At 70.2% G+C, this 26,153-nt stretch carries 19 protein-coding genes; 18 read left to right on the top strand and 1 reads right to left on the bottom strand.

The features are described from left to right. The first annotated feature begins 133 nt into the window (after positions 1-133). The 16 genes from F0U63_RS28615 (at position 134) to F0U63_RS28540 (ending at position 22,203) form a co-directional block, all read left to right on the top strand. Positions 134-1,318 carry a protein kinase gene (locus F0U63_RS28615; protein WP_395834482.1) on the top strand — a complete coding sequence of 395 codons (1,185 nt, stop codon included), beginning with the start codon at positions 134-136 and terminating at the stop codon, positions 1,316-1,318. A gap of 8 nt (positions 1,319-1,326) precedes the next feature. After that, positions 1,327-1,749 (top strand): helix-turn-helix transcriptional regulator, encoded by a 423-nt coding sequence (locus tag F0U63_RS28610; protein WP_395834480.1) that lies wholly within the window; start codon positions 1,327-1,329, stop codon positions 1,747-1,749. A 1-nt stretch (position 1,750) separates the two neighbouring features. Next, a complete protein-coding gene (locus F0U63_RS28605) occupies positions 1,751-2,128 on the top strand; it encodes a helix-turn-helix domain-containing protein (protein WP_395834478.1) in 378 nt (125 codons plus the stop codon). A gap of 118 nt (positions 2,129-2,246) precedes the next feature. Then, on the top strand, positions 2,247-4,412 hold the full coding sequence (locus F0U63_RS28600; RefSeq protein ID WP_395834476.1) for a protein kinase: 2,166 nt from the start codon (positions 2,247-2,249) through the stop codon (positions 4,410-4,412). A gap of 110 nt (positions 4,413-4,522) precedes the next feature. After that, positions 4,523-5,446 (top strand): DUF2381 family protein, encoded by a 924-nt coding sequence (locus F0U63_RS28595; RefSeq protein ID WP_395834474.1) that lies wholly within the window; start codon positions 4,523-4,525, stop codon positions 5,444-5,446. 150 nt (positions 5,447-5,596) lie between these two features. Then, positions 5,597-7,279, top strand: a complete 1,683-nt coding sequence (locus tag F0U63_RS28590; RefSeq protein ID WP_395834472.1) for a hypothetical protein — start codon at positions 5,597-5,599, stop codon at positions 7,277-7,279. Positions 7,280-7,290: 11 nt separating this feature from the next. Beyond that, positions 7,291-7,917 (top strand): hypothetical protein, encoded by a 627-nt coding sequence (locus F0U63_RS28585; RefSeq protein ID WP_395834470.1) that lies wholly within the window; start codon positions 7,291-7,293, stop codon positions 7,915-7,917. 149 nt (positions 7,918-8,066) lie between these two features. After that, entirely contained in the window at positions 8,067-8,699 is a 633-nt protein-coding gene (locus F0U63_RS28580) for a hypothetical protein (RefSeq protein ID WP_395834468.1), read from the top strand. 146 nt (positions 8,700-8,845) lie between these two features. Then, on the top strand, positions 8,846-9,478 hold the full coding sequence (locus tag F0U63_RS28575) for a hypothetical protein (protein ID WP_395834466.1): 633 nt from the start codon (positions 8,846-8,848) through the stop codon (positions 9,476-9,478). 66 nt (positions 9,479-9,544) lie between these two features. Further along, entirely contained in the window at positions 9,545-9,784 is a 240-nt protein-coding gene (locus F0U63_RS28570) for a hypothetical protein (protein ID WP_395834464.1), read from the top strand. A gap of 11 nt (positions 9,785-9,795) precedes the next feature. Next, positions 9,796-10,428 carry a hypothetical protein gene (locus tag F0U63_RS28565; RefSeq protein ID WP_395834462.1) on the top strand — a complete coding sequence of 211 codons (633 nt, stop codon included), beginning with the start codon at positions 9,796-9,798 and terminating at the stop codon, positions 10,426-10,428. A gap of 226 nt (positions 10,429-10,654) precedes the next feature. Continuing rightward, on the top strand, positions 10,655-11,641 hold the full coding sequence (locus F0U63_RS28560) for a hypothetical protein (protein ID WP_395834460.1): 987 nt from the start codon (positions 10,655-10,657) through the stop codon (positions 11,639-11,641). A 326-nt stretch (positions 11,642-11,967) separates the two neighbouring features. Then, the gene (locus F0U63_RS28555; RefSeq protein ID WP_395834458.1) at positions 11,968-13,455 is read left to right on the top strand and encodes a TolB family protein; all 1,488 of its coding nucleotides are present in this window, start codon (positions 11,968-11,970) and stop codon (positions 13,453-13,455) included. A gap of 138 nt (positions 13,456-13,593) precedes the next feature. Continuing rightward, on the top strand, positions 13,594-15,480 hold the full coding sequence (locus F0U63_RS28550; protein WP_395834456.1) for a hypothetical protein: 1,887 nt from the start codon (positions 13,594-13,596) through the stop codon (positions 15,478-15,480). After that, positions 15,477-19,058 carry a flagellar motor protein gene (locus F0U63_RS28545; protein ID WP_395834454.1) on the top strand — a complete coding sequence of 1,194 codons (3,582 nt, stop codon included), beginning with the start codon at positions 15,477-15,479 and terminating at the stop codon, positions 19,056-19,058. The genes F0U63_RS28550 and F0U63_RS28545 overlap by 4 nt, the downstream gene beginning before the upstream one ends. Positions 19,059-19,071: 13 nt before the next feature. After that, positions 19,072-22,203, top strand: a complete 3,132-nt coding sequence (locus F0U63_RS28540; RefSeq protein ID WP_395834452.1) for an MYXO-CTERM sorting domain-containing protein — start codon at positions 19,072-19,074, stop codon at positions 22,201-22,203. 21 nt (positions 22,204-22,224) lie between these two features. Here F0U63_RS28540 and F0U63_RS28535 read toward each other — a convergent pair whose 3' ends face one another. Beyond that, the gene (locus F0U63_RS28535; protein WP_395834450.1) at positions 22,225-24,321 is read right to left on the bottom strand and encodes a DUF4388 domain-containing protein; all 2,097 of its coding nucleotides are present in this window, start codon (positions 24,319-24,321) and stop codon (positions 22,225-22,227) included. A gap of 30 nt (positions 24,322-24,351) precedes the next feature. Here F0U63_RS28535 and F0U63_RS28530 point away from each other — a divergent pair, with 30 nt between their 5' ends. Together F0U63_RS28530 and F0U63_RS28525 are read left to right on the top strand one after the other, a co-directional pair. Continuing rightward, on the top strand, positions 24,352-24,747 hold the full coding sequence (locus F0U63_RS28530) for a VOC family protein (RefSeq protein WP_395834448.1): 396 nt from the start codon (positions 24,352-24,354) through the stop codon (positions 24,745-24,747). A 67-nt stretch (positions 24,748-24,814) separates the two neighbouring features. Then, positions 24,815-26,131: a hypothetical protein gene (locus tag F0U63_RS28525; protein WP_395834446.1), complete on the top strand. Its 1,317-nt coding sequence runs from the start codon at positions 24,815-24,817 to the stop codon at positions 26,129-26,131. The last annotated feature ends 22 nt before the right edge of the window (positions 26,132-26,153 follow it).

Genomic DNA, 26,153 nt, shown 5'->3' with positions numbered 1-26,153 from the left:
TTGTGCCGCTCTGGCGAGTCGGGTCGGAGTCATGACCTGCGCGGTTGGATTGGGCTTTCCTTTGTCCATGGGCCGTGTTACCCGTCTGGGCACCTCCTGGACGAAACCCATGGAGTATTGCTTGGAGCCACGCATGTCCCAGCCGTCGGATTCTGGCGGGTCCCCGTCTCAACTCACTTTCGAGTCGGGCGGCTACCTCTACTCCATTCAACGTCCCCTGGTGTCGCACCCCGACTACGACACCCTTCTGCTTTCCTCGCGCCAGCTCGCCAAGGGCGGCCCCTTCAAGCTGGTTGTCCTCAAGCCCGTTCACCTGGAACACGGGCGTGAGGCCCGCACGCGAGCCATGGAGGAAGTGCGGCTCTCCAGATCCCTGCGCCACCGCAACATCGCCCCCGTGCTCGGCTCCGCGGTGCACCACGAGGTGGCCTACGTCGTCATGGACATGGGGCATGGCCGCTTCCTGCTCTCCCTCATGGACGCCGCCGTGTCCGTCAACCGGAAGCTGTCGCACGACTTCGCGGCCTATGTCGCCGCCGAGGTGGCGGACGCGCTCGACTGCGCGCACCGGGCCGAGGACGAAGAGGGCCGCCCCCTCCACCTCGTGCACCGGGCCGTGGGGCCCATGCGCATCCGCGTGGGCGACGACGGACGCATCCAGCTCACCAACTTTGGCGCCGCCTATTCGGAGCTGCTCGGCCGCATCCGCACGCCCCCGGACCTGCTCCGGGGAGACCCAGCCTACATCGCCCCGGAAATCCTCCTCGGCTTCTGCAAGCCCGAGGCGAGCCAGACGGACCCGCTCACCCCCAAGAAGCTGGACGGACGGGCCGACGTCTTCTCCCTGGGGCTCGTCCTGCTCGAAATGCTGCTGGCCCGCTACCCGTTGGATCCACCTGACACCCTCTGGCTGGACGTGGAGAGGCGCTTTCCGCCCGAGGTGCGCGGTGAGCGCTCCTCGCTCCTTCCCCTGGAGACACTCGCCAACCGCGTGCTGCACTTCGGCCCGGATGAGGTACAGCGTGCCGCCGAGGAGCTGCCCGCGCCGTTGCGGCGGATTCTCTCCAAGGCACTGCGCCCCCATCCGGACGAGCGTTACCAGACGGCGGGGCAGCTGCGCGACGAGCTGCGCGCCTTCCTCGGCCGCCCGGAACAGCGGAAACCCTTCGGCGCGAAGGAGGCGAAGGCGGAGGCGAATGCCCTGTTCACTCAAGCCTCGAATCTGGAGCGGTTGGATGCCTACCCCGTTGTCGAGCGGGGCATCCTCCCGTTGCCCCCGGACATGACGCTCGAAGGCTCCGACGAGTTCGACGATTGAGGCGCACCATGACCCAACTCCCCAAGACACCGGCCGCACTCGCCCGCCACCCGGGAAGGGTGGCTCGCGAGGCGCGGCAGAGAGCCGCGTTGACGCAGGCGGAAGCCGCCGAGCGGATTGGCCTGGCGACGGAGGTGTACGGACGCCTGGAGCGCGGCAAGATGCTCCCGAGCCTTCCCACCCTGCTGCGGCTGTGCCGGGCCCTGGCCCTGGACGCCAACCCCCTGCTGGGATTTTCCTCGTCGCAGCCGCCCGCCTGGCTCACGCTGGACGCTCCCGCCGTGGACGAGCCTCCCGCGATGCGCCGCCTGCTGCGCACGCTACGCCAGTTGAAGCCGCGCCAGCTCACCGCCCTGAGTCGCGCGGCCAGCGCGATGCTGCCCGCCCCAGCCGCATCGGCCCCACGCGAGGCCAGGCAGCGCGCGCACTGACATGGAATACGAAAGGCTCTCGAAGACCCTCGGGGAGGTGGCCCGTCTCGCCCGCGAGCGGCTGGGGCTCACCCAGGCCCAGGTGGCGCGCCAGACAGGCCTCGCCCCCAACGTCTACGGCCGCATCGAGCGCGGGCACATGATGCCCGCCGTCCCCACGCTGCGCCGCCTCGCCTTGGTGCTCGGCCTCTCCGCCGATGTGCTGCTCGCGCTCACCCCCGCGCAGGTGGCGCCCACGGTGGACGCCCCAACCCCCGAGGGCAACCTGCCCCCGGAACTGCGGCGGACGGTGCGCATGTTGCGTGGCTGGCCCGCCGGCAGGGTGAAGCTCCTCAACCGCATTCTCCGCTCCATCGAAAACACCCCCGAGCAAGAGTGAGGGCTCGAGTCAGGGCCGGAGCCAGGGGCGGCGAGCCGCGGACCATGCGCCCCCGCCGCCTCGGCGTGGGGGGTGATGGCCCGTGCTAGCTTCCGCGTCCTGGAGGTTGTCTCCACCCATGCGAGTCCCGCCTTTCACTCCCCCGAAAAAAGGCGACAGGGTGGGGGAGTACCGGATCGTCGAAGTGCTGGGAGAGGGCGGCTTCAGCGTCGTCTACAAGGTGGAGCGCGCCGGGCTCTTCTTCGCGCTCAAGCTCCTCCGGGCCCGTGCGCTGGAGGGCTGGGGCCAGCGGGAAATCAATATTCTGCGGCACCTGGCGCATCCCAACGTCGTCGGCTTCCATGCCTACGACAGGTGGCCCGTGCCCTTGTATGGCTACCTCTACTTCGTCATGGACTTCGTGGAGGGCCGGACGCTGGAGGATTGGGCGCTGGACGAAAACCCCTCCGCGCGTCAGGTGGCCCATGTCCTCCTCGAGGTTCTCCTCGCGCTCGCGGCGGTGCACGGGCAGGGCGTGTTCCACCGCGACTTGAAGCGAGACAACATCCTCATTCGCGACGCGGACGCGCGGCCCATTCTCGTGGACTTCGGGATTGGGTGGCTCGCGGGCGAGCCCACCGTGACGCGAGATACCCTTCCTCCCGGCACGTGCGAGTACCGCGGCCCCGAGGCCATCCGCTACGACAGGGACCCCGCCAACAAGGGCACGCACTACAGGCCCGACGAGGGGGATGACCTGTGGGCCATGGCCGTCACCTTCTACTGGTTGCTGACGGATGTGCTGCCCTTCGGCACCCGGCGCGAGGGAGGGTTGAATGACAGGATTCTCGCCCTCACCCCCAAGGCCCCGCGCGAGTTGAACCCGCGTGTGCCCGAGGCGCTCTCCAACCTCTGCATGCGCATGCTGGCGAAGGAGCGCGCCGAGCGCTTCGCCGACTGCGCCGAGCTGTGCCGTACGCTGGAGGCGGCCCTGGCTTCCGCCGAGCTGGACGGCCGCTGGGACTTGCCGCTGTTGGACCCGGACGCTCCCGACAGGGCACCCACCGCGTGGGACCCCGACAAGGCGCCGCGCGACGCGGAGGCGTTGGAGGTCCTCCAGTGGAACGTGGCCAGGCCCCGACGTGGACGCAAGGCCGGGCGTAAGCCGGGCCCGGAAGGGGAGAAGCAGCGCACACCCGTGGTGGATGCTCCGGCTCCGCTCCTGGCCGCCGAGTTGCCCGCCGGGGTACAGGTGGCCGAGGAGCCCGCGCCTTCTCCGGAGGCTCTCGTGGCGCTCCTCGCGGACGTGCCTCCGGTCCCCCGAGGCGGAGCCCTGCCGCCTCCCGTGGCCGACGTTGCCCGCCCTGACCCCAGGGCCGCGCCATCGCCCCCTGGTGCGTTGAGGCGAGGCCTCTCCCTCCTCCTGCCCACCAGTGTCGGTGCGCTGCCGGTGCGCTCCGTGGTGGTGGAGGCGGTGAAGCCCGCGGCCCAGGTGGTGGCTTTCCTGGCGGTGGTGGCACTGGCCTGTGCCGCGGCCTTCGTCATCCGACCGCGCATGGCGCCCGTGTCGCCACCCGCTCCGGTGCCCAACGCGACACCTTTCGCGGCGGCGGTTCTTCCTGAAGGGTGGCTGCCAGAGTGCCCCACGCCTCGGGCGTGCCCCGTCGCTGAATTGGCTGTTTCCCCTGAAACGGCTGAAGCTGGAGCGGGCGCGGCGCCACTCGTGGCCTCCACCACCCCCGCGCTCGCCACCGCCATGCCTCTTCGCAAGCAGGAGTCCCGTTTGCCGCCCCAGGAGATGCCCGCGCCTGCGCCTCAGCGCCAGGGCGAGCGCTGCAAGAAGTGGCAGTGCCTCGCCGCGAGCTGCGGCTGGGTACTGGTCGCCTGCACCAGCGGCCCCCAGGTGCGCGCCACGCCGGGGCCCGAGGACTGCCCGGCCGATGCCGTGAAGACCATGAGGGAGGAGTTGAGCCTCGGCCTCAGTGACAGCGTTTCCGCCGACATCCCACCGGGCACACGAGGGGAGGTGGTCACGGTGCGCGCGGGCGACGCAGCCGTCACATTGCCAGCGCAGTACGGCGCGCTGGACGAGGGCACCGTGCTCATCGGGAGGTTCATCCTCGGCAAGGAGCGCGTCTACGGTCGTTTCACGCGGGCGCAAACCCCCAGAGGCAAGACGTACCCCGTGTGCATGGAGATCGCAGCGCCAGGCGGGGCCGGCGAGCCCATCGATGCCGATGCCGGCTCGGATGCCGTCAAGGTCCACGCCCGAGTCCGCCTGTTCGTAACGAACAGATTCGAGTAGGGCGCCCGGGCACTCGACTGCCAGCAGGCATGGGTCCCTCATACAGCGGTGTGTGTTAGACGCCAGCGCCGAAGGGGGCCGCCACGCGCCCCTGGAGAGGTTGACCCCCCGTGCCCTTCGCGTCCTCCGCTGGCCTCCTGTCCTTGGCCCTGCTCACCTCGACCGCTGACGCCGCCGAGCGCCAACCATTGCCCGTGTGCGAAGCGGGTGACATTCGCATCGAAGTGGACGCGAGCGCACCAGGTGGGGGGCCAGCGCTATGCATCACCCCGGAGCTGACGAGCACGCTGCTTTTCGACGCGAAGCTCTCGCGCGTGGAACTGGAGGGGCGCGAGCACTTCCGTCGAGTGACGGAGGCAGTCGATTCGCTCATGGTCGTTCCCTCGGAGGCCATGCGCGACCTGGAGCCGCGGAGGCTCACCGTCTACTTCGCGGATGGAGCGGCCCCAGCGAGCCTTACGTTTCTCCTGGTGGTCCACCCCGCGCGGGCCGCACGGCAGGTGGACGTCATCCGTCAGACACGCCCGGTGGCCTTCTACGAGCAGAAGGCGCGGGATGCGGAGTCGAAGGCCCAGCGCTGCGAGGAGCAGAAGGCTCGCCTCCAAGCTGAGCAGGGCGGCCCGGGCGGACTCCGGGGTCTGCGCACGGCGGGCCTCCTGGACGAGGTACTTGGCGTCACCGTCAAGCAAATCACCGGATACCTCAAGCCGAGGCCGCGGGCTGTGCTGGCTCTGGCGGAGGTGTGGTCCTCCCGCGCCGGGAATGACAAGAAGGGCCGTGTAGCGGTGGAACTGGAGTTGAAGAACCCAGGGACGAAGCCCTGGACGCTCGCGGGTGCCATGCTGCGTGGGGCCAAGGGCGAGGAACTGACGCCACTTCCGGACGCGACACCGGTTTCCATCCTCCCTGGCTTCCCTAGTCGCGTCATGGTGGAACTCGAGGCCACAACGATGCAGGCCCAGGGCGAGTACACCCTGACGCTGTGGGATGCAGACGGGCGCTCAATCATTCTGGAGAACGTCACGTTCCCGTAGCGCCGCCCCGGAACTGGTGGCGCCGCGCCTGAAACTCACCTGTTGCATTCTCCAACCCCTGCCCAACCCAATGACTTGACGGGCGTACCCACATTTCCATGTAATTCTGGAGCGACAGCTTTGTGGTCACGTCGCTTCCGGAGGTGCGCTGTGTCTACCCGTCTTCCTGGCGCTCGTCCCAAGGACGCGCGTCAGAGCCCCCGCGTTGGTGTCTGGGCCCTCGTCGTCGTCCTCTTCCAGTTCTCATGCGCCACGGGCATCCCCCACGGGGGGTTTGCCGGCTACCGCTACCACTCGCTGACGCCCCCACCGGCTCCCAAGGAGCGTGTGGCTGCCATGGCAGAGCCTGGCTTCGAGTCCGCCACCGTGTACGACGTGGACTTCCTGGAGCCCGGCGCCATCGCCACCCGGCCAGTGCCCCTCCCCAAGGCCGAGTTCCAACAGGCCTTCCTGCGCTTCTCCCGCGACGTGCGCCTGGGGACGAAGAGTCCACAAGCGGCCGCCCGGGAGCTGCTTCACCTGCTGCCGCCCTCCAAGGGCGTCGAGATGGTGGACAGCCAGGGAGACTGGCTGCTGGAGGTGTACCGCGACCAGGCCTACACCCTGGTGCCCGAGCGCCAGGAGGGTCCGGTGGTGCTTACCCCCGCGGCGGATGAAGCCTTGAGGGCCAGGTACCTCCAGTGGTGTGTGCCCCGGGGAGGCGGCGATTGCCTGGGCCTGCTGGACGACGGGCCCTACCTGCGTACGGACGACCGGCGGACGTTCGCTCTGGCGCTGGCGTTCGGCCACGTGCTCGACGAGACGCGCCAGGCCCTGGTGCACGAGCTGCTGGACGTGCGGATGATGGTGTCCATGGTCGTCTGGACGGTGGCGCTCTACTGCATGATGTGGGTGGTGCCCGAGCCGACGACCAAGGCCCTGGCCGCTGGCATGACGCTCCTGCTGATGGGCTACCTGGGCCTCCAGACGCTGTACGGCCTCATGGACGGGTGGGCCCGCATGGCCGACACGGCGCACCACGCCACCACCTTCGAGGAGCTGCGCGCGGCGGGCGAGCAATTCGGCAAGGTGCTGGGCGAGGACGCGGCCCGGGCCATGATTCTCGCCGTGGCCACGCTGGGCGGGCACACGCTGGGGCAGGTGCTGCCGAGAGTGAAGTCGCTCCCGCGCTTCAACCTCGCCGGGAAGCAGTTCGAGGCGCAGGGCGGCGCCGGCGTCATGGGGCGCCTGGAGGTGACGGAGGCGGCGCTCGCGACGGAGGGAGCCCTGGCCAAGGCCATTGCGACGGCGGAGACGGTGGCCACCTCTCCGCAGGGCCCCCTGGCCGTGGTCCTGCTCAAGAAGGGGCAGGGTAGTAGCGGGGGACAGGCGCCTGGGGGCCGCTCCGCGGTAACCGTCATCCGTCACCGGGGCGGCAACCGGCAGGTGGAACTGAGCGACGGCCAGCGCTGGCACTTGCCCCGGGGCAAGTCGGCCGCGGACATTCCCGTCGAGGACAAGGTGGGCGATATGCTCCAGGAGGCCGTCACCCAGGCCGCCAAGAAGTGGGGGCCTGACAGGCTGTCGCGCGCCGAGCGAGAAGCCATCGACGAAGCCCTGAAGAAGGGCGAGTACTGGCTGGCCCGGCTGCTGGAACGCGAGGCCCGGGGGCGGTTCGTGCACGAAGAGGTGAAAGCCCAGTTGCGAGGCAGCCTTCAGTTCAAACACCAGGGGGTGGACGTGGTTGACCTGAAGACGGGCCGCCAGTACGAGATGCTCTCCGGCACGGAGTCGAATCTGGCTCGTCACGGCAGGCGCATGGCGGGCGAGTTGTTCCGGATGCTCACCTTCTGAGAGGAGCAACCATGGGGTGGCTGGAGAACGTCCTCATTGAGAACAAGGAGATTGAAAACGAGCGGCTGGAGCTGTCGGACAAGAACTCGCTCTATTTCCTTGGCCCCAACCTGTCGCTCAGGAACTGCACCGTTGTCCTGAAAGTGTCCGCCAGGAACCTGATCATCATTGGAGCACGGTTCATCGACTGCACTTTCGAGGTGAAGCAGGAGTTGAAGAACCACCAGCAATGGGTGAAGGCCTCCCTCAAGAGGTGCCGCTTCAAGGGTCGCTTCTCGGGGTGCGACTTCGGGCACTGGCCCGAGTACGGTACAGGTTGGGAATATGGGGCCATCGAGGACTGCGACTTCACCGAGGCCCGCCTGGATGGCTGCCGCATCATGGGCGCGGACCCCGCCACCCTGCGCTTTCCCAAGTGGCCCTGTTTCACCCTCCTGGACCCCATCAGGCGAGCCCGCGAGCTCAACAGCGTCCAATGGCCGGGGGGTTTTCGCCCGATCATCGTGGAGGGGCAGTATAGGGATCCTCCCTGCACAATGGCCGTGACGCTCTACGCTCCGTCCCTCGCCAAGCGCCGCGAGACGACCGAGGAAGCATTCAGAGCGGTCGTTGAGCAGTTTGACTTCATCGTCTACTGACGGGAGCGCCAGCGCGTCGACGCGATTGACCCCAAGACGGGCCGCCAGTACGAGATGCTCGCCGGAACGGAGTCGAACCTGGCACCGCACGGCAGGCGCATGGCGGGCGAGTTCTTCCGGATGCTCACCTTCTAAAAGGGGCGGTGGCCATGGACCGGTTCGGTAACGTCCTCTTCGAGAACACGGAGATTGAAAACGAGCGGCTGGAGTTGATGGATAAGGAGGCGCACTACTTTCTGGGCCCCAACCTGACGGTGAAGAACTGCACTCTCGTGCTGAAGGTGTCCGCCCGGCGTCTCTTCTTCGATGGAGCGCGCTTTATCAACTGCACCTTCGAGGTGAAGCAGGAGTTGAAGAACCACCAGCAATGGCTGGCGGCGTCGCTGAAGGGCTGCCGGTTCAAGGGACGGCTGTCGGGGTGCGACTTCGGGCACTGGCCCGAGTACATGAGCCTGCCGGGGTTTCAGCACGGCTCCATCGAGGACTGCGACTTCACCGAGGCCCGCTTGCAGGGTTGCCGCATCATGGGTTCAAACCCCGCTACCCTTCGCTTTCCCAAGTGGCCCTGCTTCACCATCCTGGACCCCATTGGCAGAAGCCGTGAACTCAACAGCGTCCAGTGGCCTGGACAAGTTGGTCCTATCATTATTGAAACGCTGCGAAAGCAGCCGCCCGGGACAGTGGCCTTGACCGAGGACGCCACCGCCATTGCGAAGCGGTTTGACACCACCCCAGAAGAACTCCGAGCCGTCATCAAGAAATTCGACTGCATCGTCTACTGACGAGAGCACCAGAGCGTCGACGTGATTGACCCCAAGACAGGCCGTCAGTACGAGATTCTCGCCGGAACGGAGTCGAACCTGGCCCGCCATGGTCGCCGCATGGCGGGCGAGTTCTTCCGGATGCTCACCTTCTGAAAGGGGCGGCCATGGGATGGCTGGAGAACGTCATCTTCAAGAACCAGGAGATTGCCAACGAGCGGCTGGAACTGACGGACAAGAATTCCCTCTACTTCCTCAGCACGGGCTTGACGCTGCGCAACTGCACCGTTGTCCTGAAGGTTCCCGCCAGTCGTCTGGTCATCAAGCAGGCCACGTTCATTGACTGCACCTTCGAGGTGAAGCAGGAGTTGAAGAACTACCAGCAGTGGATAAGTGCCTCCCTCAAGGGATGTCGGTTCAAGGGTCGCTTCTCGGGGTGCGACTTTGGCCACTGGCCCGAGTATGGCAGTGACCCCTGGTTTCAATTCGGCTCCATCGAGGACTGCGACTTCTCCGAGGCTCGGTTGGATGGCTGCCGCATCATGGGCGCAGACCCTGCCACCCTTCGCTTTCCCAAGTGGCCCTGCTTCACCCTCCTGGACCCTATTGGGCGAGCTCGCGAACTCAACAGCGTCGAGTGGCCGGGAGGTTTTCGCCCCATCATCGTGGAGGGGCAGTACAGGGATCCTCCCTGCACAAGGGCCGTAACGCTCTACGCTCCGGCCCTCGCCAAACGGCGAGAGACCACCGAGGAAGCATTCAAAGCGGTCGTTGAGCAGTTCGATTGCATCGTCTACTGATGCGTGCGCCGGACCATAGGGGACCCCAGACTCTCGCCCAACGAAAAAGACGCCATCGAGCAGGCCATGAAGAAGGGCGACTACTGGCTGGCGAGGCTACTCGAACGCGAGGCCCGGGGGCGCTACGTGCATGAAGAGCTAAAACGACAATTCCAACATCTCTATCGTTTCAATCAGCAAGGGGTCGATGTGGTTGACCTCTCGCCGGGCGGATATAAGTACGAAATTCTCTCCGGCACACAAACGAACCTGGCGCGGCATGGCCGCCGTATGGCGGGCGAATTCTTTCGGATGCTCACCTTCTAACAGGGACGGTCATGGACTGGCTCGGTAACGTCGTCTTCAAGGACCGGGAAATCGAAAACGAACGGCTGGAGCTGACGGACAAGAATGCGAACTACATTCTCGGCCCCAACCTGACGGTGAAGAACTGCACCCTTGTGCTGAAGGTGGCCTCCAGGCGTCTGTCCATTGACAGAGCCCGGTTCGTCGATTGCGCCTTCGAGGTGAAACAAGAGTTGAAGAACTATCAGGACTGGATAGGGGCAGCTCTCAAGGGATGCCGGTTCAAGGGGCGCTTCTCGGGGTGTGATTTTGGCCACTGGCCTGAATACAGCAGCCTGCCATGGTGTCAGCTTGGCTCCATCGAGGACTGCGACTTCACCGAGGCTCGCCTGGATGGCTGCCGCATCATGGGCTCGGATCCTGCCACCCTTCGGTTTCCCAAGTGGCCCTGCTTCACCCTCCTGGACCCCATTGGGCGAGCCCGCGAGCTCAACAGCGTCCAGTGGCCTGGACAAGTCGGCCCCATCGTTATCGAAACGCTGGGAAAGCAGCCACCCGGCACAGTGGCCTTGACCGAGGATGCCACCGCCATTGCGAAGCGGTTTGACACCACTCCGGAAGAACTCCGAGCCGTCATCGAGAAGTTCGACTGCATCCTCTACTGACGCGGCAGTGCCGAGGGTTGCGTCTGCCCCGTGTTGGCGGCTCTCCCTCTGGTTGTGTGAACTCAGCGCGCATGCGGATGGCCGCACGACTGAAGCTCGCCTGCTCGCCGCCGCGGAACCACACGAAGGGCGGGAGCGCCACACACGGGGCAGGGCGCCTGCCTCACCGTGTGGCCACCGAAGGTGTGAGGCGCGTGCCCCCGGCTGAGGTAGCTTGCGGTCCCGTATGGACGCTTCCCGCTCTCGCCGGCGCCGCGCGCCCTTCCTGGTCGGACTCCTCGCCATCCTCACGGCCCTGCCCGTGGGCTATTTCCTCTTCCTCCACGACACTCCGACCCCCACCCCGGTCAGCGTGCCCGCGCCCACCTCCGAGGTGCACGCCCCCCCACCTCCGCCCGCCCCGGCGCCTCCGCGCCTGGTGGAGCTGACGCTGCAGGAGATCCGCGGCACCGTCGAGGTGCGCCGGGGCGGCGGCGCGTGGCGCGGAGCCAGCGTGGGCGAGGCCCTGCGCGCCTCCGACGCGGTGCGCACGCTCGCGGGCTCCTACGCGGTGCTCATCGGCGGTGAGGCCGTGGAAGTGCGCATGGAGCCTGGCACCGAGGTGACCGTGGCTGAGCTCACCGACAAGCTCTCGCGGCTGTTGCTCGAGAAGGGCATGACGACGGCGCGGGTGCGCGCCGGCTCCGGCTCCCCTCACGCCCTGGAAATGACGGCCAGCGGCAGTGACGCCGTCGCCCGCTCGCAAGGCGGCGCGTTCTCCGTGAGCAACAACGGCGCGGGCACCGTCGCCCTGGCCACGCTCGAGGGGGAGACCACGCTGTCCGGCCAGCAGCGCAGCGTCCTCGTCCTCGCGGGCCAGCAGTCCGTCGTCCGCCCCGGTCAGGCTCCCTCCGCCCCCACCCCCATCCCCACCAGCCTCCTGCTCAAGGTGAACTGGCCTGATCGTCCCCGCCGGCAGATCCTCGTCTCCGGACAGACAGAGCCCGGCACCCAGGTGCTCGCCAACGGCGAGGGCGTGCTTCCCGACGCCCAGGGCCGCTTCTCCTTCCCCCTCACCCTCAAGGAAGGCTCCAACCCCGTGCACGTCCAGGTCCGCTCCGTGGGCGGTTTACGACAAGAGGAACAACGCGCACTCCAGGTAGACACCACGCCGCCCAAGGCGGTCACCGTCGACCCAGGACTCTGGAATGACCCCGCTCCCCCACCGCCTTGAGTGCAGCCCTTCTAATGACTGTGTTGACCCCTGTTGGCATGGTCTGTAGCTTGCAAGCCAACACCTCAGCGGGAATTCCTGCACAGGGACAATCCAGGTCGGAGCCCTGGAGCACCAGGCCATGAGACGGCGAGTCGAGGGGCCGAAGTCCTCCAGGTGAATGCGGGGTGGGGACGTGCCGCGAGCAGCGGGCACGGGATTGAGCCCAGGCACAGGGAGTCCCCTCTTCTTCGAGCCGGAGGTCCCTCACGATGCCGCGGATGGTTGCTGCTCTGTTGTGCCTGATACCCGCGTGGGCATTGGGGGAGGGGACCGAAGGGGTCCTGGTGGGAACGCCCCGGGTGGTCAACACCTCGCCGGGAGATCAGACGGATCCCCACGTGAGCGGTGAGTGGGTGGTCTACACGAACCAGCCGGTCCGCGACGTCAGTGAAATCCGCTACCACCACCTGACCACGGGCGCGGATCTGCCCCTGCCCACGGGGGGATGGCTCGACTCGCTCGCCGACATCCAGGGCCACCAGGTGGTGTTCACCCGCACGAGCCCCACCGATGCCACCAACCACGTCTACCGCTTCGACGTGGGCATGGGCGGCGTGGCCCAGGAGATCGCGCCGCGGCCCGGCACGGATCGCCGCACCGCCACGGTGGGCGGGCACACGGTGGCCTGGCAGGACGTGGCCATCAGCCCGAGCGCCCTCTCCCCGGAGATCCACGTCTACAACCAGGACACGCTCGCGCTCACCCGGCTCACCGCCGATGCGAGCGTGGACCGCACCCCCGCCGTCAGCGAGGACGGCCGGGCGGTGGTGTGGTCGAAGTGCGCCACCAGCGTGGATGGGTGCGACATCTGGGCGGCGCGCGAGCTGTCGGCCGGCTACCACATCCGTCAGCTCACCGGCTCCGAAGGGGAGGAGACGCAGCCGGACACCAATGGCGAGGTGGTGGTGTACGTGAGCCGCGCCTGGGTCCATGGCGTGTTGGAGTCGGACATCGCCTGGACGTCCCTGGAGGGGGGCGAGGCCCAGCGCCTGTCCCTGCCCGGCACGGACACCAACCCCTCCATCAGCGGTCCGCTCATCGCCTTCGAGCACTGGGATGCGACCAGCCCCACGCCCAACTACGACATCCACCTGTACGATCTGCGCACGCGGATGACCTACCGGCTCACCGAGACCCCGGCCAGCGAGTCGCTCAGCGACATCAGCTATGGTGCGAACGGCCAGGTGCGCCTGGCCTGGGCGGTGCGCCAGAACGGCGAGTACAACGTCTACGCCTACGAGTTCCGCCTGCCGGTGGACTGTCACGAGGCGCCCAGGACCGAGAGCGCGCAGACGGTGTGCGCCACGCCCGGCAACCGCCAGTTGCAGGGGGTGCTCCAGGTGACGCACTCCGCCGGGCAGCCGGTGCCGGTCTCCACTCCCATCTCCGGCCATGGCACGGGGGTGGTGTGCGTGGACAACGGCTACGGGGGCCCGGCCGCCACCTCCGGTTGGGTGTGGCTCGGCGAGGGCGTGGCGGTGGATCCCCACGACTTCGCCCAGGTGCCGGCGGGCGTGGCCCGCAAGGTTCCGCTCCAGGGCTCGCGCCCGCTGTCCGCCGAGGCGCGGGGGCAGGAAGGGAGCACCTTCCGGGTGCGGTTCTACGGCTCCCTGGTGTGCGAGGTGGCGGCACAGGACGCCACCTTCCAGCCCACCGAGGTCCGTCAGGGCGAGGAACTCCGCTCGGAGCGCCTGAGCATCCAGTACGCCCGCGTGGGTGGCTCGCGCTACTTCGTGCGCCTGGGGGACGAGGCCGGAATCGCCTGGCGGTGAGCCCGCGCCGCCCGCCTCCGGGGGTGAGGTGGGGAAACGTGCCGCGCCCCGGCGATAGCATTTCGGGCGCGGCATGGACGCTGATAAATTACCGACACTCTGATCCGTTTCCTGTCAGTCCTGCTGCTCGCGGGCACGGTGGCCTCCGCGGACACGCTCGACATCCTGGGGCCATCGGCGGCCGTGGCGCCCGAGGGGTTTTCCATCGCCCTGGTGCGACGGGACGCCTCGGGCACCCTCGTGTCCGCCGAGGACGCCGCCGTGTCCGCGAGCGGAGCGCGCCTGTTGCCTGGAGCCGGGCAGCCGCCGTTGCGCACGTTCCTCGTCGTCCCGGAGCCGGGTGCGCGGCGGGTGCGGGTGTCCGCCCAGGCCGGGGAGGCGCGGAGCCAGGCCGACTTCACCCTGGGCCCGCCCGCCACCGAGGTGTCGCTGTCGTTGGAGCCGCCCGCGCCCGTGAAGGGACGGGACAAGGAGGCGCGGCTCACGGTGCGCATCCTCCAGCCGGACGGCTCGCCGGAGGACTCCGGGGCGCCGCCCGTGCTGCAGGCCAACGTGGGACGGGTGGAGGCGCTGGTGCGCGCGGGGCCCGGCACCTGGACGGCCCGCTATGTGCTCCCGGACACCCGCTACCCGGAGGTGGCCGTGCTCGTCGCCCTGTCGGCGTGGCCCCACCCCCAGTCCATCCACGGCGCCTATGGCAAGGTGCTGGTGCCGCTGGCCGCCGCGGTGGAGCTGCCCGGCCGCACCGAGCCGAACGCGCAGCTGTCCGTCTCCATCGCCGGGGCGAGCTTCGGGCCCGCGAAGGCCGCCGCGGATGGGCGCTTCCGCCTGCCCGTCATCGTCCCGCCCGGCCATGACACCGCCGAGGCGAGCGTGGTGGACAAGGCGGGCAACGTGCGGCGCACGAAGATGAATCTGGGGCTGCCGCCCACGGACGGGCTGGCGTGCGTCCTCCACCCACAGCGGCTTCCCCCCGACGGCGTCTCCCAGGCCCGGCTGCTGTGCGCCACCAGCGACGCGCTGGGCCAACCGGTGAACCGGGCGCGCGTGGAGGTGAGTGCCCGCCATGGCACCCTGCGCGGGCCGACGCACGCGCAAGGGGGCCTGCTCGAGTGGCGCTACACCGCGCCGGCCTCTCCACCCAGGACGCCGGAGCGGCTGTTGGCCACGTGGCCGGAGCGCGGCGCGGGCTCGCGCGAGGAGCTGCCCCTGCAACTCGAGCAGGGGCCGGTGGCGCGGGTCGCCCTGGAGCTGGCCGAGCCGCTGGTGCACCTCGGCTCGACGGTGCGCGTGACGACTCGCGCCTGGGACGCCGCCGGCCAGCGCAGGCCCGGGGCCGTGGTGCTGCCGCGCTCGCCCCTGGGCACGTTCTCCGCCCCTCGGGAGGAGACGCCCGGCGTCGTCGAGTACTTCTGGAGCGTGCCGTCGCTCGCGCGGGAGCATGAGACGACGCTGGAGGTGCTCGCATATGGCCCGGTCGGCACGGAGCCCGCGCGGCTGAGCGTCTGGGTGGACGAGGGCGTGCTGTACGCGGGCGTGACGGATTCGTGTGGCCTGCCCGTGCCGGAGCAGCCGCTGCGCGTGGGCGACGCGCGGCTGGTGACGGGGGCGGATGGCACGGCAGTGCTCGGCCCCGCGCGCCCGGGCCGGCTGGAGGTCATCCACGAGCGGTGGCCGGGACTGCGGCGCACCCTCGACGTGCTGGCCGAGGGCGGTCCGGTGTTCCCCGTCGATCCGTCCCCGCGCGCGCCCCGGGAGACGCGGCGGGTGCGGCTGGCGCCCGAGGCGCCGGTGAACGTGCGGTTGAAGGTGGACGGCGCGCGGGTGACGTATTGGATGGAGGACGCGACGGGCCGGGTGCTGGAGGGACGCGAGGCCCATGTCTGGTTGTCCGCCGGGGAGAAGAGCGCGGTGGTGGTGGAGGGCGGACGCGGCAGCTTCGTCGTGAAGAACCCGGGCCCCGTGAGCGTGTCCGTGGCGGACGTGGCCACCGGTGTCACGGCGATGGTGGAGGTGCGTCCTTGAGGCGCCGGCTCCTGCTCGGCGCGGCGGTGGGCGTGCTGGCGTGGCCGGGCACCGCACGGGCGCAGCTCGCGCGGCAGGAGCCTCCGGAGCTGGCGGCGGCCATCACCGGGCGCGTGTGCCGCGACGAGGACGCGGATGGGCGGTGTGCTCCCGGCGAGCCGGGCCTGCCCGGCATCCGCCTCGTGCTGGCCTCGGGCCGCGAGGTGCTCACGGACGCCCGGGGCCGCTACCACTTCACCCAGGTGGACGCGCGCGGCCCGGATGCGACGGGCGGCCTGCACCTGCGTCCCGGCCGTCAGCGGCTGCGCCTGGACACGCGCACCCTGCCCGCCGGCAGCATGCCCTCGCCCGAGGCCGTCACGCTCGAGGTGCCCTGGGCCGCCGGGGTGCTCCAGGACTTCGCGGTGCGCTTCCAGGGCGAGACGCCGCCCACCCTGCGGTTCGCCTATGACGCATCGCCGCCCGCCGCGCGGGGCGTGCCGGGCGGGGTGGAGTTCCTCCTGGCGGGCCATGTGGAGCCGCACGAGGAGGTGACGGTCGGCGGCGTGAGCGCGAGCGTGGACGCCCGGGGTGACTGGAGCGCCCGCGTCCAACTGGTGCCCGGGGAGAACGTGCTGCCGCTCGTGGTGCGCGGCACCGGGGGCGCGCTGCGCCTCTTCCAGCAGCGCGTCGACGTGGTGCCCCGCGAGGTCGGCGTGCTCGTCATCCCCCGCGCGCCCGAGCCCCGCGGAGTGCTGCGGCTGCCGGGAAGCAAGGAGCGTCCACCGGCCAGTGGCCTCACGTCGTTGAACGCCGAGTTTCCCCCGGGCACGCGCGTGCGCTCGTCCGAGGGCGAGGTAACGGTGGGCAGCGACGGCTCCGCGCTGCTGCCCCTGGAGCTCGCTCCGGGCGGCAATCCCGTCGTCCTGGAGGTGCAACCGCCCGGCGAGCCCGCCTGGAAGATGACGGTGCCCGTGGAGGCGGTGCGGCGGGACTTCGCGGTGGCCTTGTTGGACGTGGAGGCCACGTTCGCGCCGGCCACCGGGGGCGTGCGCCTGCGCGGACGGGGCTCGGCCCATGTGGAGGCATACCGGGGGCCCTTCTCCCTGGTGGGCGAGCTGGACGTGCGCGACACGGACGTGGACACCTTGCGCGGGCGCCCGCTGGTGGATGCGCTGCGCCCCCAGCTTCCCCGGTTGGATCGGGTGCCGGATCCGGACTGGGTGCTCCCCGAGTGGGGCGATACCTCCGTGGGCCTCACCCCCAATCCGGCCGAGAGCCGCTTGCGGCTGGAGCTGCGTCATGACGCCCTGGGCCGCGTGGGCCTGGGCACGTACCGGGCCCGGTGGGAGGAGGGCGAGGTGGGCCGCTACCACCGTCCCCTGTTCGGCCCCTATGCGGAGCTGGCGACTCAGCTGGGCCCGGTGCGCGCGGGCGTGACGGGCTTCGCCGGGGGGCTGGCGGATCCTCTGCGCGCCCTCGCCGCCCGGCCCGCGTACGAGGAACTGCGCGCCACCGGCGGCAGTCTCTACTACCTGGGCTCGGTGCCCATGGCCGAGGGCTCCGAGGTGCTGCGCGTGGAGCTGCGCGATGGCCTCACCGGCCTGCCGCTCGCCGAGCGGCACCTGGTGCGGCACCGGGACTACGACATCGACTACGTGTCGGGGCGCATCCTCCTGGCGCGGCCGTTGTCCTTCGTGTCGGGCGAGGCGCTGCTGAGCGCCGCCGCTCCGACGGCCGCGCCGGAGCCCGTGCTGTGCGTGGAGTACGCGGTGCTGCGCTCCGGCGCGCCCACGGACGCGGTGGGCGGCGAGGCCTGGGCCGAGTGGAAGGGCGGACGGGTGTCCGTGTCGGCCGTGCGCGAGCGGAGCTACCAACTGCTCACCGGGCATGCGCGCACCACCCTGGGCGCCTACACGCTGCTGGCCGAGGTGGCGCGCAGCGAGGGCGCGGCGGTGTCGCCGGAGTCCTTCGGGGTCTCGGATGACGGGGGACTGTCCTTCCTCCGGCCCTCGCTGGCCTGGGCGCCGGCCGGAGGGGACGCCTTGAGCGTGCGCGTGCGCGGGCCGGGCCTCTTCGGGCGCGGCTCCGTGGATGCGGCGTTCCGTCGGCGCACCGCGGGGTTCTCCGATGGCGCCCACGCCGATCTCCAGTCCTCGCGTCAGCTCTCCCTGCGCGCGGTGCAGCCCCTGGGGCCGTGGCGCCTCACGCTGCTCGGGGATGAGCGCCTCACGGCGGATCCGCGGCGTCCCTTCGAACCGGGGGAGGTGGGGGCGCGCACGCTGGGGCTGGGGCTGGGCTACGAGTGGGAGCGGTGGGGCGTGAGCGCGCAGGTGCGCGACGCGCGGCTGCGCGCCAGCGTGCTGCCCGGCGAGGACACCCTGCTCGAGGGAGGACGGACCTCGGTGGGGCTCGAGGGGCACTACCGGGTGAATGACTGGCTGCGGGTGTCGGCCAGCCACCAGCAGACGGTGGGCCTCCACGGCGAGGGACTCGGCCGGGTGGCGGACACCTTCGCCGCGGTGGGCGCGGACGTGACGGCGGGCGACGCCACGCTGGGGGTTCGCGGAGGCTGGGGGCCCGAGCTGGGGCCGCTCGCGTGGGTGCGGGGCGGTTGGAAGCGGGGCGAGGACGTCTACTACGGCGGCTATTCGGTGGACGTGGACGGGCCGGACTTCGGCGCGCGCCGCATGGTGAGCGGCGCGAGCACCCAACTGGCGGACGGCACCAGCGTCTTCGTGGAGGACGTCGCCTCCCATGACACCCAGGGCATGCGGCTGGCGCGCGCGGTGGGCTTCCAGCGCACCGTCTTCGGCGCCCTGGACCTGAGCGCGCGCTACGAGCGGGGCGTGCGGGGAGTGCTCGACGTGCCGGACACGCTGCGGCGGGACGCGGCGGGGGTGTCCGCACAGCTCGTCCTGGAGCGCCTCCGGCTGGGGGGCCACCTGGAGCTGCGCTCCGAGCGGGGCACGCCCGGACGAGGCTCCAGCGCGCCGGTGGAGCGCCTCCAGACGGTGGCGATGCTCGCCGCGGAGGCCGTGCTGCGCGAGGACCTGTCGCTCTCGGGCCGGATGAACTTCAGCCGCACGGGCGAGCGGGAAGGCGGACGGCTGGAGGCCCGGCTGCTCGAGGGGTACGCCGCCCTGTCCTGGAGGCCGGGGCCCTTCATGGTGGTGGCGCGCTACGGCATCAACCGGGAGCTGTCGCCCGGGGAGCGCCGGGTGTTTGGCGAGCGGGTGCAGCAGATCATTTCACTCCTGCCAGCCGTGCGTCTGGGAGAGCGCCTCGCGCTGGGGGCGGGTCTGCATGCCAGCCGCAGCAACCGGGGCGAGGTTGCGATATGGGTGTTCACCGGCTCGTTGCGCCCCTCGGTGCGAGTGGTGGGCGGACTGGAAGTGGCGGTGGAGGGCGCGGGGCGGTCGGTGTCGACCGACCATGAATCCTTGGGTTCGCTCCGAGGCGAGATCGCCTGGCGCGTGGATGACCGGATGCGGGTGGGCGTGGGCTACACCCTGCTGGGGTTCACCGGAGCGGATTTGTCACAGGAGACCCAGAATGAGTCCGACAGGCTCTACCTTCGAGCGGAGTTCGCCTACTAGGTGGCGCACGCGCGTGCGGCTCGTGTGTCTGGCCGCGGCGGGCGTGCTGGCGATGCTGGCCGCGTCCCGGGCGCACGCGGGATGGCGCGAGGTGACCGCCGTGACGGAGCGGCCCAACGGCGTCCTCGACGTGTGGGGGAAGGGGACGTTCTCGCTGGGCTATCTGGCGGATGGCGGGGGGGGCGCCTACCTGTTCGTGGACGGTGGCGTGGCGCGCAAGCCGAGGGGCTCCGAGGCGAGCGAATCGGTGGGGACCTCCTACCAGCCGGACACGGACTGCTTCGTGAGCGTCAGCTCGTACGGACAGCGCACCTCGATCGGTGCGGATGGAGGGTTGTGTGGAGGTGTCAATCCCAGCACGCCCATCAACTACACGGACGATGGCATCAAACGGGTGAAGCACACGGCCGGGGGCGGTGCCGCCATGGTGACCGATGGCCAGAAACAACACACGCTCTACCTCTCGGACGCGGGTCTCACCACGCCCGCCGATACCTTCTCCGCCGTGTTGAGCCTGGATCAGGACTCGAGATGGGGCGCCCCCTTCGCCGTGGCGCGGGTGGGCGACTCGGTCTACTCCGTCATCGGGGTCTCGGGCTCGGTGCCGGCGGGCATGTGGGAAGCCATTCCCTCCAGGACGAGGGGAGAGTGGAAGCTCGGCACTCCGGAGGCGGGCCTGGTGCAGGCCGTGGAGCTGTTTCCCGTTCAGGGCAAGCCCGTCCCCTTCGCGATGGTGGGCGCGCGTCATGCCTTCATCCGGGGGTCGCTCGACAACACCACCCCTCCGATCGAAGTGGTCCAGGAACTGGGGGCGGGCGAGGAACTCGTCGCCCTGTCCATGAACGTGCGGGAGGGGGGCGATGGGGGCCATGGCTTCGGCATGGCCCTCGTGAAGCAGGCGGATGGCGGCCTCCAGGTGATGAGTCCGGTGCCCATGGAGTCCGAGGAGCGCGCGGGCACCATCTGGCTCCCGCGCGTGATTCCACCGAACGTCCTGACGGCGAAGCTCGAGCAGGTGGCCTGTCATGGCGCGTCCTTCTGCGTCCTCACCGCTCCGGGCGAGACGGTGCACAACGTCTTCACCTACTCCAATGAGGCGGGCCCCGAGCTCGCGGTGCTGGGCTCGGACGGCGGAGTGGTCACGGAGATGGATTTCGAGGAGAACACGAACCTCCAGTTGACCTTCCTGGGCAAGGACTCCGACGGAGATCCGGTGCGGCTCGCCACTTCGTCCTCGGTCACGGGCCCGTGGGAGGTGAAGTCGGTGTCCGGGGCGCCAGGCGAGCCTGTGGTGATGGAGATCTCCACGAAATCCATCTGCCAGACGACGGACGTGGGCCACCTCGAGGTGACGGCCTCCGACGGCCTGGCGGCGCACGCGGTCCGGCGGACGATGCCGGTGAGGGTGCTGCATACGTCGCCCCCGGAGATGCCCCAGGTGGTGCGGTCGGATGGAGGCGTGGTGGGTTCGGGGCAACTCGCGGGTGAGCTGGTCGCGGGCGGCGAGTTCCTGACGCTCGACGCGGTGGGGGACATGACGTCGGCGAAATGCCGCTGGAAGAGCAAGAGCTGGAGTCGGGTGTCCGCGGACGGCCCGCTGCCCATGCCGGACACGGACAACAGCGCCCGCCTCAAGCTCAAGCCCCCGGCCTTCTTCTGCGAGGCGGGAGGCCGGGACTACCAGTACCAGCTCGACGTGATGGACGAGGGCGACCTCTCCAACTTCCAGCGCTACACGGTGCACCAGAAGCCCTGGGGTGCTCCGGAGCCCGTCTTCATCCCGGACGGCGTCGTGCAGCGGGTGCGCTCAGGAGAGCGGGTGGAGTTGTCCCCCGAGAAGCCGCACGGCTGCGCGAACACGCCCGGGTTTCCCGGCATGGTGAGCCGCTGGGAGGTGAACCTGGATGGGGGCGGGGTGCCGGGACCGGAGCTCTCCATCCAGAAGCGGGAGGGCGGCGCCGTGACCAGCTTCCCGGTGGACGCAACGGGGCTCGTGATCCAGACGACCGCCTGTCAGCCCCCGGCCCAGGTGCGGGTCCTCGCCACGAGCGCGGTGGGCGCCGATCGCGGAAAGCCTTCCCACCGGGATCTCCTCATCGAGTCGGCCTGGACGCCGCTGAGGAATGACTCGCTCCAGGTGTCGTTGAGCGAGAGCGCCCAGACGCTGCGGGTGGACTCGCCCCTCGACTGCGAGGTGGAGCGCAAGCTGAGTGCGAACCTGCGCCTGGAGCCGGAGGACGCGAACGTGCCGACACGGACGACGAACGTGGCGGTGCCGGGCGAGTGGTCGCTGACGGACCTGGACTGCGGGCTCTACCATCTGCGCGCCACCCTACAGGACTCCACGGGCAGCTCCGTGGAGCAGCAGGAGCGCTCGATGGTGCTGCCCGGCCCGGGGGTGTCCCTGGAGGCTCATCCCCAGAATGGGATGAAGGCCGTCTGTGGCCAGGGCGCCACCCTGTCCCTCGCGTCCCTCGTCACCCCCACGCCGGGGTTCTGCCAGACGCCGGACTACACCTGGACGTATGAGTCGGCCGTGGAACTCGAGCAGCTCTCCGAGCCGGATGGCACCATCCGGCTCGTCACGAAGGAGAAGGAGCTGGACGCGCTGCTCGGCGGCTCCGTGCGGGTGGGCGTGACGGCGAGCAAGGGGCCCGCGCGCACGGAGCTGTCGTTCGACGTGCCCATCTCCGTGGATCCCTTCGTGACGGTGGGCCGCCGCTCCGAGCTGCCCGTCGCCTCGGAGACGGGCCTCGTGAGCGTGCTGGTGGATCTCACCAACACCACGGCGTGTGACGTGAGCGGGGCGCGCTACGTGGAGCACCTGGAGGGGCTCGCCTACGTGGAGGGCAGCGCGACGCTCGACGGAGCGCCCGTGGAGACGCACTGGAATGGCCACGCGCTCCAGGTGGACGGGCTGCTGCTGGCGGGCGGCGCCACCCGGACGCTCGGCTACGTGGCGCGGCCGCTCCTGGTGGGCGAGCGCCGCATGTGGGGCGAGGCCAGCAAGGGTGACGTGCGCCTCTCCGTGTCCGAGGGGAACGAGCCGCGTCCGTCCGGCTGTGGGTGCGCCAGCGCGGAGTCGGGGCCGCTGCTCTTCGTGCTCGCCACGATGGGCGCGGCCCTGCGCCGCCGCCGCCGGTGAGGGCCGCGGCGTGCGGGCGCCCTACAGCCCGAAGCTGATGCGGCGGCGGCTGCCGGGCTCCTCGCGCCGCTCCTCCAGCACGCCGAGCAGCTCCAGGCCCCGCAGGGTGGCGAGCCCCTCGCGCTCGGACAGCTCCGTGAGGGTGAGCAGATCCTCCACCGTCTTGGTGCCGTCCGCGTACGCCAGCAACAGGGCCTGCTGTCCCTTCAGCTTCAGCTCGTGCAGGGCATAGGGGGGGGCGGCCGAGGGGAAGAGACGGCGGGAGCGCGGCATGTGCTGGCGCAGTGCCACCAGGGGCTCGGAGCGCTGGATGCCCTCGAGGATGAGATCGCCGGGGAAGAGCGACAGGGCTACCCGTCCCGCGCTGGGGGGACGCAGGGCGCTGAAGCCATAGGCGCCTTCCGTCCACGGGAAGGTGGACCAGAGCACCTCCTTCACCTGCTCCTCGAGCACCTGCTGGCGCCGCCGCGCGTCCACGAGCCCCAGCCGCGCGAGCGCCTCGCTGGAGCGCAGGTTCTGTTCCCGGGCGAGCGCGAACGCCGCCTGGGCCTGGGCCTCGCTCACCACGCCACGGCGGACGCAGAAGCGCAGGAAGCGCTCCGGGGCGAGGTTGGAGGCGGCGTACACCGGCCGCCCGGCCTCGAAGTAGACGACCTTCTGGGTGGTGCCCTGCCGCAGCTTGAGCTCTCCGCTGTGGCGCGCCTCATAGTAGGCGTTGAGCAGGCGGGGGACGCTGGTGTCCTTGAGGTTTCCGGAGAGCGACCACGCGGGAGGCGCGCGCGTGCGGGGCGCGGTGCTGGGCGTCTTGCTCCACACCTTCTCGCGCTCCCCGAAGGGCAGGGCGAGTCCGGGCTCGGGCTCGGGCTCCGGCGTCTCGGAGGAGGACTCCCGTGGGGGAGGGAGATCGTCGGCGGTGGGCTCGGGGAAGGGTGACTCCTCGGCGGGACCGAGCGCCTCCAGGGCCTGGAACTCCTCGACGGAGACGACGGACGTGGAGGACGACTCCTCGGTGGGTCCGGTCGCTTCGGCGAGAGGCGCGGGAGGGGACGGCTCCTCGGCGGCGGGCCCGAGTGCTTCCAGGGCCTGGAGCTCCTCGGCGGAGACGACGGGCGTGGGAGGCGGCGCCTCGTCCGTCCCGAGTGCCTCCAGGGCCTGGAGCTCCTCGGCGGAGATGGCGGGGGTCGGGGGTGGCCCCTCGTCCGTCCCGAGCGCTTCCAGGGCCTGGAGCTCCTCGGCGGAGATGGTGGGGGTCGGGGGCGGCGCCGTGTCCGGCCCGAGTTCCTCGAGGGATTGAAGCTCCTCGGCGGGGAGGGCGGACGTCGCGGGGGGCTCCTCCTCGTCCGGTTCGAGCGCCTCCAGCTCCTGCAGTTCCTCCTCGGGCGGCTCCTCCGGGGCGAGGGGTTCTTCCCGCGCGTCGGGGGAATCGAGCGAGGAGAGATCCACGAGCCCCGCGAGCTCCACCGTCCTGAGGGTGATGGGGGTCTCCCGGACGAACGCGGGCGTCGACTCCACGAAGGAGCGGAACGGAGGGAGCGGAGGAGGAAGGGGTCGCTCCTCGTCGCTCAGCGGATCCTGCGCCTCCTCGATGACGGTGAGGCCCTGGATGACGGGGGACGAGGGCTCGGCGGGCGCGAAGAGGGGCTCATCCTCCTCGGTGACGGCGAAGCCCGGCTCGTCGTCCAGCTCCATGAGCGTGGCGTCCTCGAAGACGACGACCTCGTCGGAGTCGTCGTCGGAGGGCGGGGGGGGCGGGGGGCTGTCCAGGCCGCACACCTGCTCGACGTACTCCAGCAGGTGCAGCAGCTCGAAGGGCTTCTCGAAGAAGGCACGCGCGCCGTGCACCTCGGTGGCCTCGCGGGCGAAGCGATCGCCCTTGAAGACACCGCTGACGGCGATGGCGGGAATGGCGTTGTCCCGGAGCGCGGAGAGCACGGCGCTGCCCCGCATGTCGGGCAGGAGCAGATCCACCACGGCCGCCTCGAAGGCCTGCGGACGCACGAGGGCCAGCGCGGCTTCGCCGGTATGGACGGCCGTGGCCTCATGGCCGCGGCTTTCGGCCGCGGCGACCATGAGGGAAGCCAGCTCGGGGTGATCCTCGACGATCAGCAGTCGCGCCATGGGGGCCGGGCACCATATAGCATCCGCGTCATGGACGTTCAGGGCTTCCATCATCTGGCCATCCAGGTACGCGACGTGGAGCGGGTCACCGCCTTCTACCGGGACGTCCTGGGTCTGAGAGAACTGCAGCGCTACTTCCGGGCGGACGGCTCGCTGCGCAGCGTGTGGGTCGGGGTTCCCGGCGGCGGCTTCCTCGCCTTGGAAGCGGTGGCGGGCGAGCCCGAGGCCGGCTCCTTCCGCCACGAGCGGCCGGGCCTGTTGCTGCTCGCCCTGCGCATCGCTCCGGCCGAGCGGGCCCGGGCGGTGGAGACCTTCGCGCGCGCTGGGATTCCCTTGGAGCACGAAACGCGCTGGACGGTGTACGTCCGGGATCCCGAGGGCAACCGGGTGGCGCTCAGCCATCACCCGGAGGATCCGGTCTCCTGAGAAAGCGGATGGCCGCCTGGCGCGTCTTGCGGAGAGCGCCAGCGGGCGGCTACAAGCCCAGGCCGTCATGCGCCTGGGCGAACTGCTCCTCCACGAAAAGCTCATCACCCCCGAGGCGCTGGAGGAAGCGCTCGAGTCCCAGGTCGTCCACGGTGGACGGCTGGGGACGAACCTCGTGGAGCTGGGCCTGCTGTCCGAGCAGGAGCTGGCGCGCGTGCTCGGCCAGCAGCACGGCGTGTCCGCGGCGTCGGGCGAGATGGTGCCGGATCCGCGAGCGCTGGCGCTCGTGGACCCGAGCGACGCGGACGACAAGGACTACCTGCCCATGCGGGTGGACGCCACGCGCATGAGCGTGGCGATGCTCAACCCGGGGGATATCGCCACGCGCGACGCGCTGGCGTTCAAGACGGGCAAGCGCGTGGTGCCGGTGGTCATCCCCGAGTTCCGGATGAACCAACTCCTGCGGCGCTACTGCAAGGCGTTCCGCGCGATGCGTTCCATCGACATGAACGCGGTGCGGCCCTCGCGGGCGAAGCAGGAGGAAGAGAAGGCGATCTCGCGCGCGCGGAGCGAGGATCTCATCAGCGAGGAGGAGTTCCAGTCGCTCTACGCCCAGGCGCTCAAGGGCGGGCGCGCGGCGAGCCAGGAAGAGCCGGTGTTGGATCTCGTGGAGACGGTGGAGGAGGAGCCGGCGCCCGAGCCCGTTTCCGAGCCCGTCCTCGAGCCCTCCGAGACCATCCTCGAGGGGGAAGTGCTCGAGCCCGAGCCGCTCCCGGAGCCCGAGCCGCTCCCGGAGCCAGTGCCGCCCGTGCACCGCGAGGCGCCGCGGCGCATGTCGGTGCTGGAGCTGGAGGAGGTGCCGCGCCCGAGGGTGCCCGCGCCGGAGCAGGTGTACACGCCGCTCACCTTCGCCGAGGCCCAGGCGGAGCTGTCGCGCAGCGTGGATCGCGAGCAGGTGGCGACGACGGTGCTGCGCTTCGCGCTGGGCAAGTGGAAGCGGTGTCTGTTGTTGAGCGTGCAGGGCAGCCTGGTGACGGGCTGGCGCGGGATGGGGCAGGGGGTGCGCGAGGCGGCGGTGCGGCGCATGGGCATTGGCCTGCAGGGGCCGAGCACGTTCCGGCTGGTGCGCGACACGCGTGCGCACTACGTGGGGCCGGTGAGGCGGGACGCGGCCTCGGGCCTGTTCTACAAGCTGCTCACCGGGGACTATCCGACGACGGCTGTCATCCTCCCGCTGCTCGTGCGGGGCAAGCTGGTGCACATGCTGTACGTGGACAATGGCCCGGGGCAGCTCACCCCGCCCGACGTGGGTGAGCTGCTCATCCTCTCGCAGGGCGTGGGCCGCTCGTACGAGGCGATGATCCGCCGCCGCAAGAGCGCGTGAGGCGCGAGCGGGGGGGGGAACC

The organism is Cystobacter fuscus (assembly GCF_044360685.1).
GTDB lineage: Bacteria > Myxococcota > Myxococcia > Myxococcales > Myxococcaceae > Cystobacter > Cystobacter fuscus_C.
The sequence above is the reverse complement of the archived record's forward strand: the minus strand, read 5'-3'. Positions and strand labels throughout refer to the sequence as shown.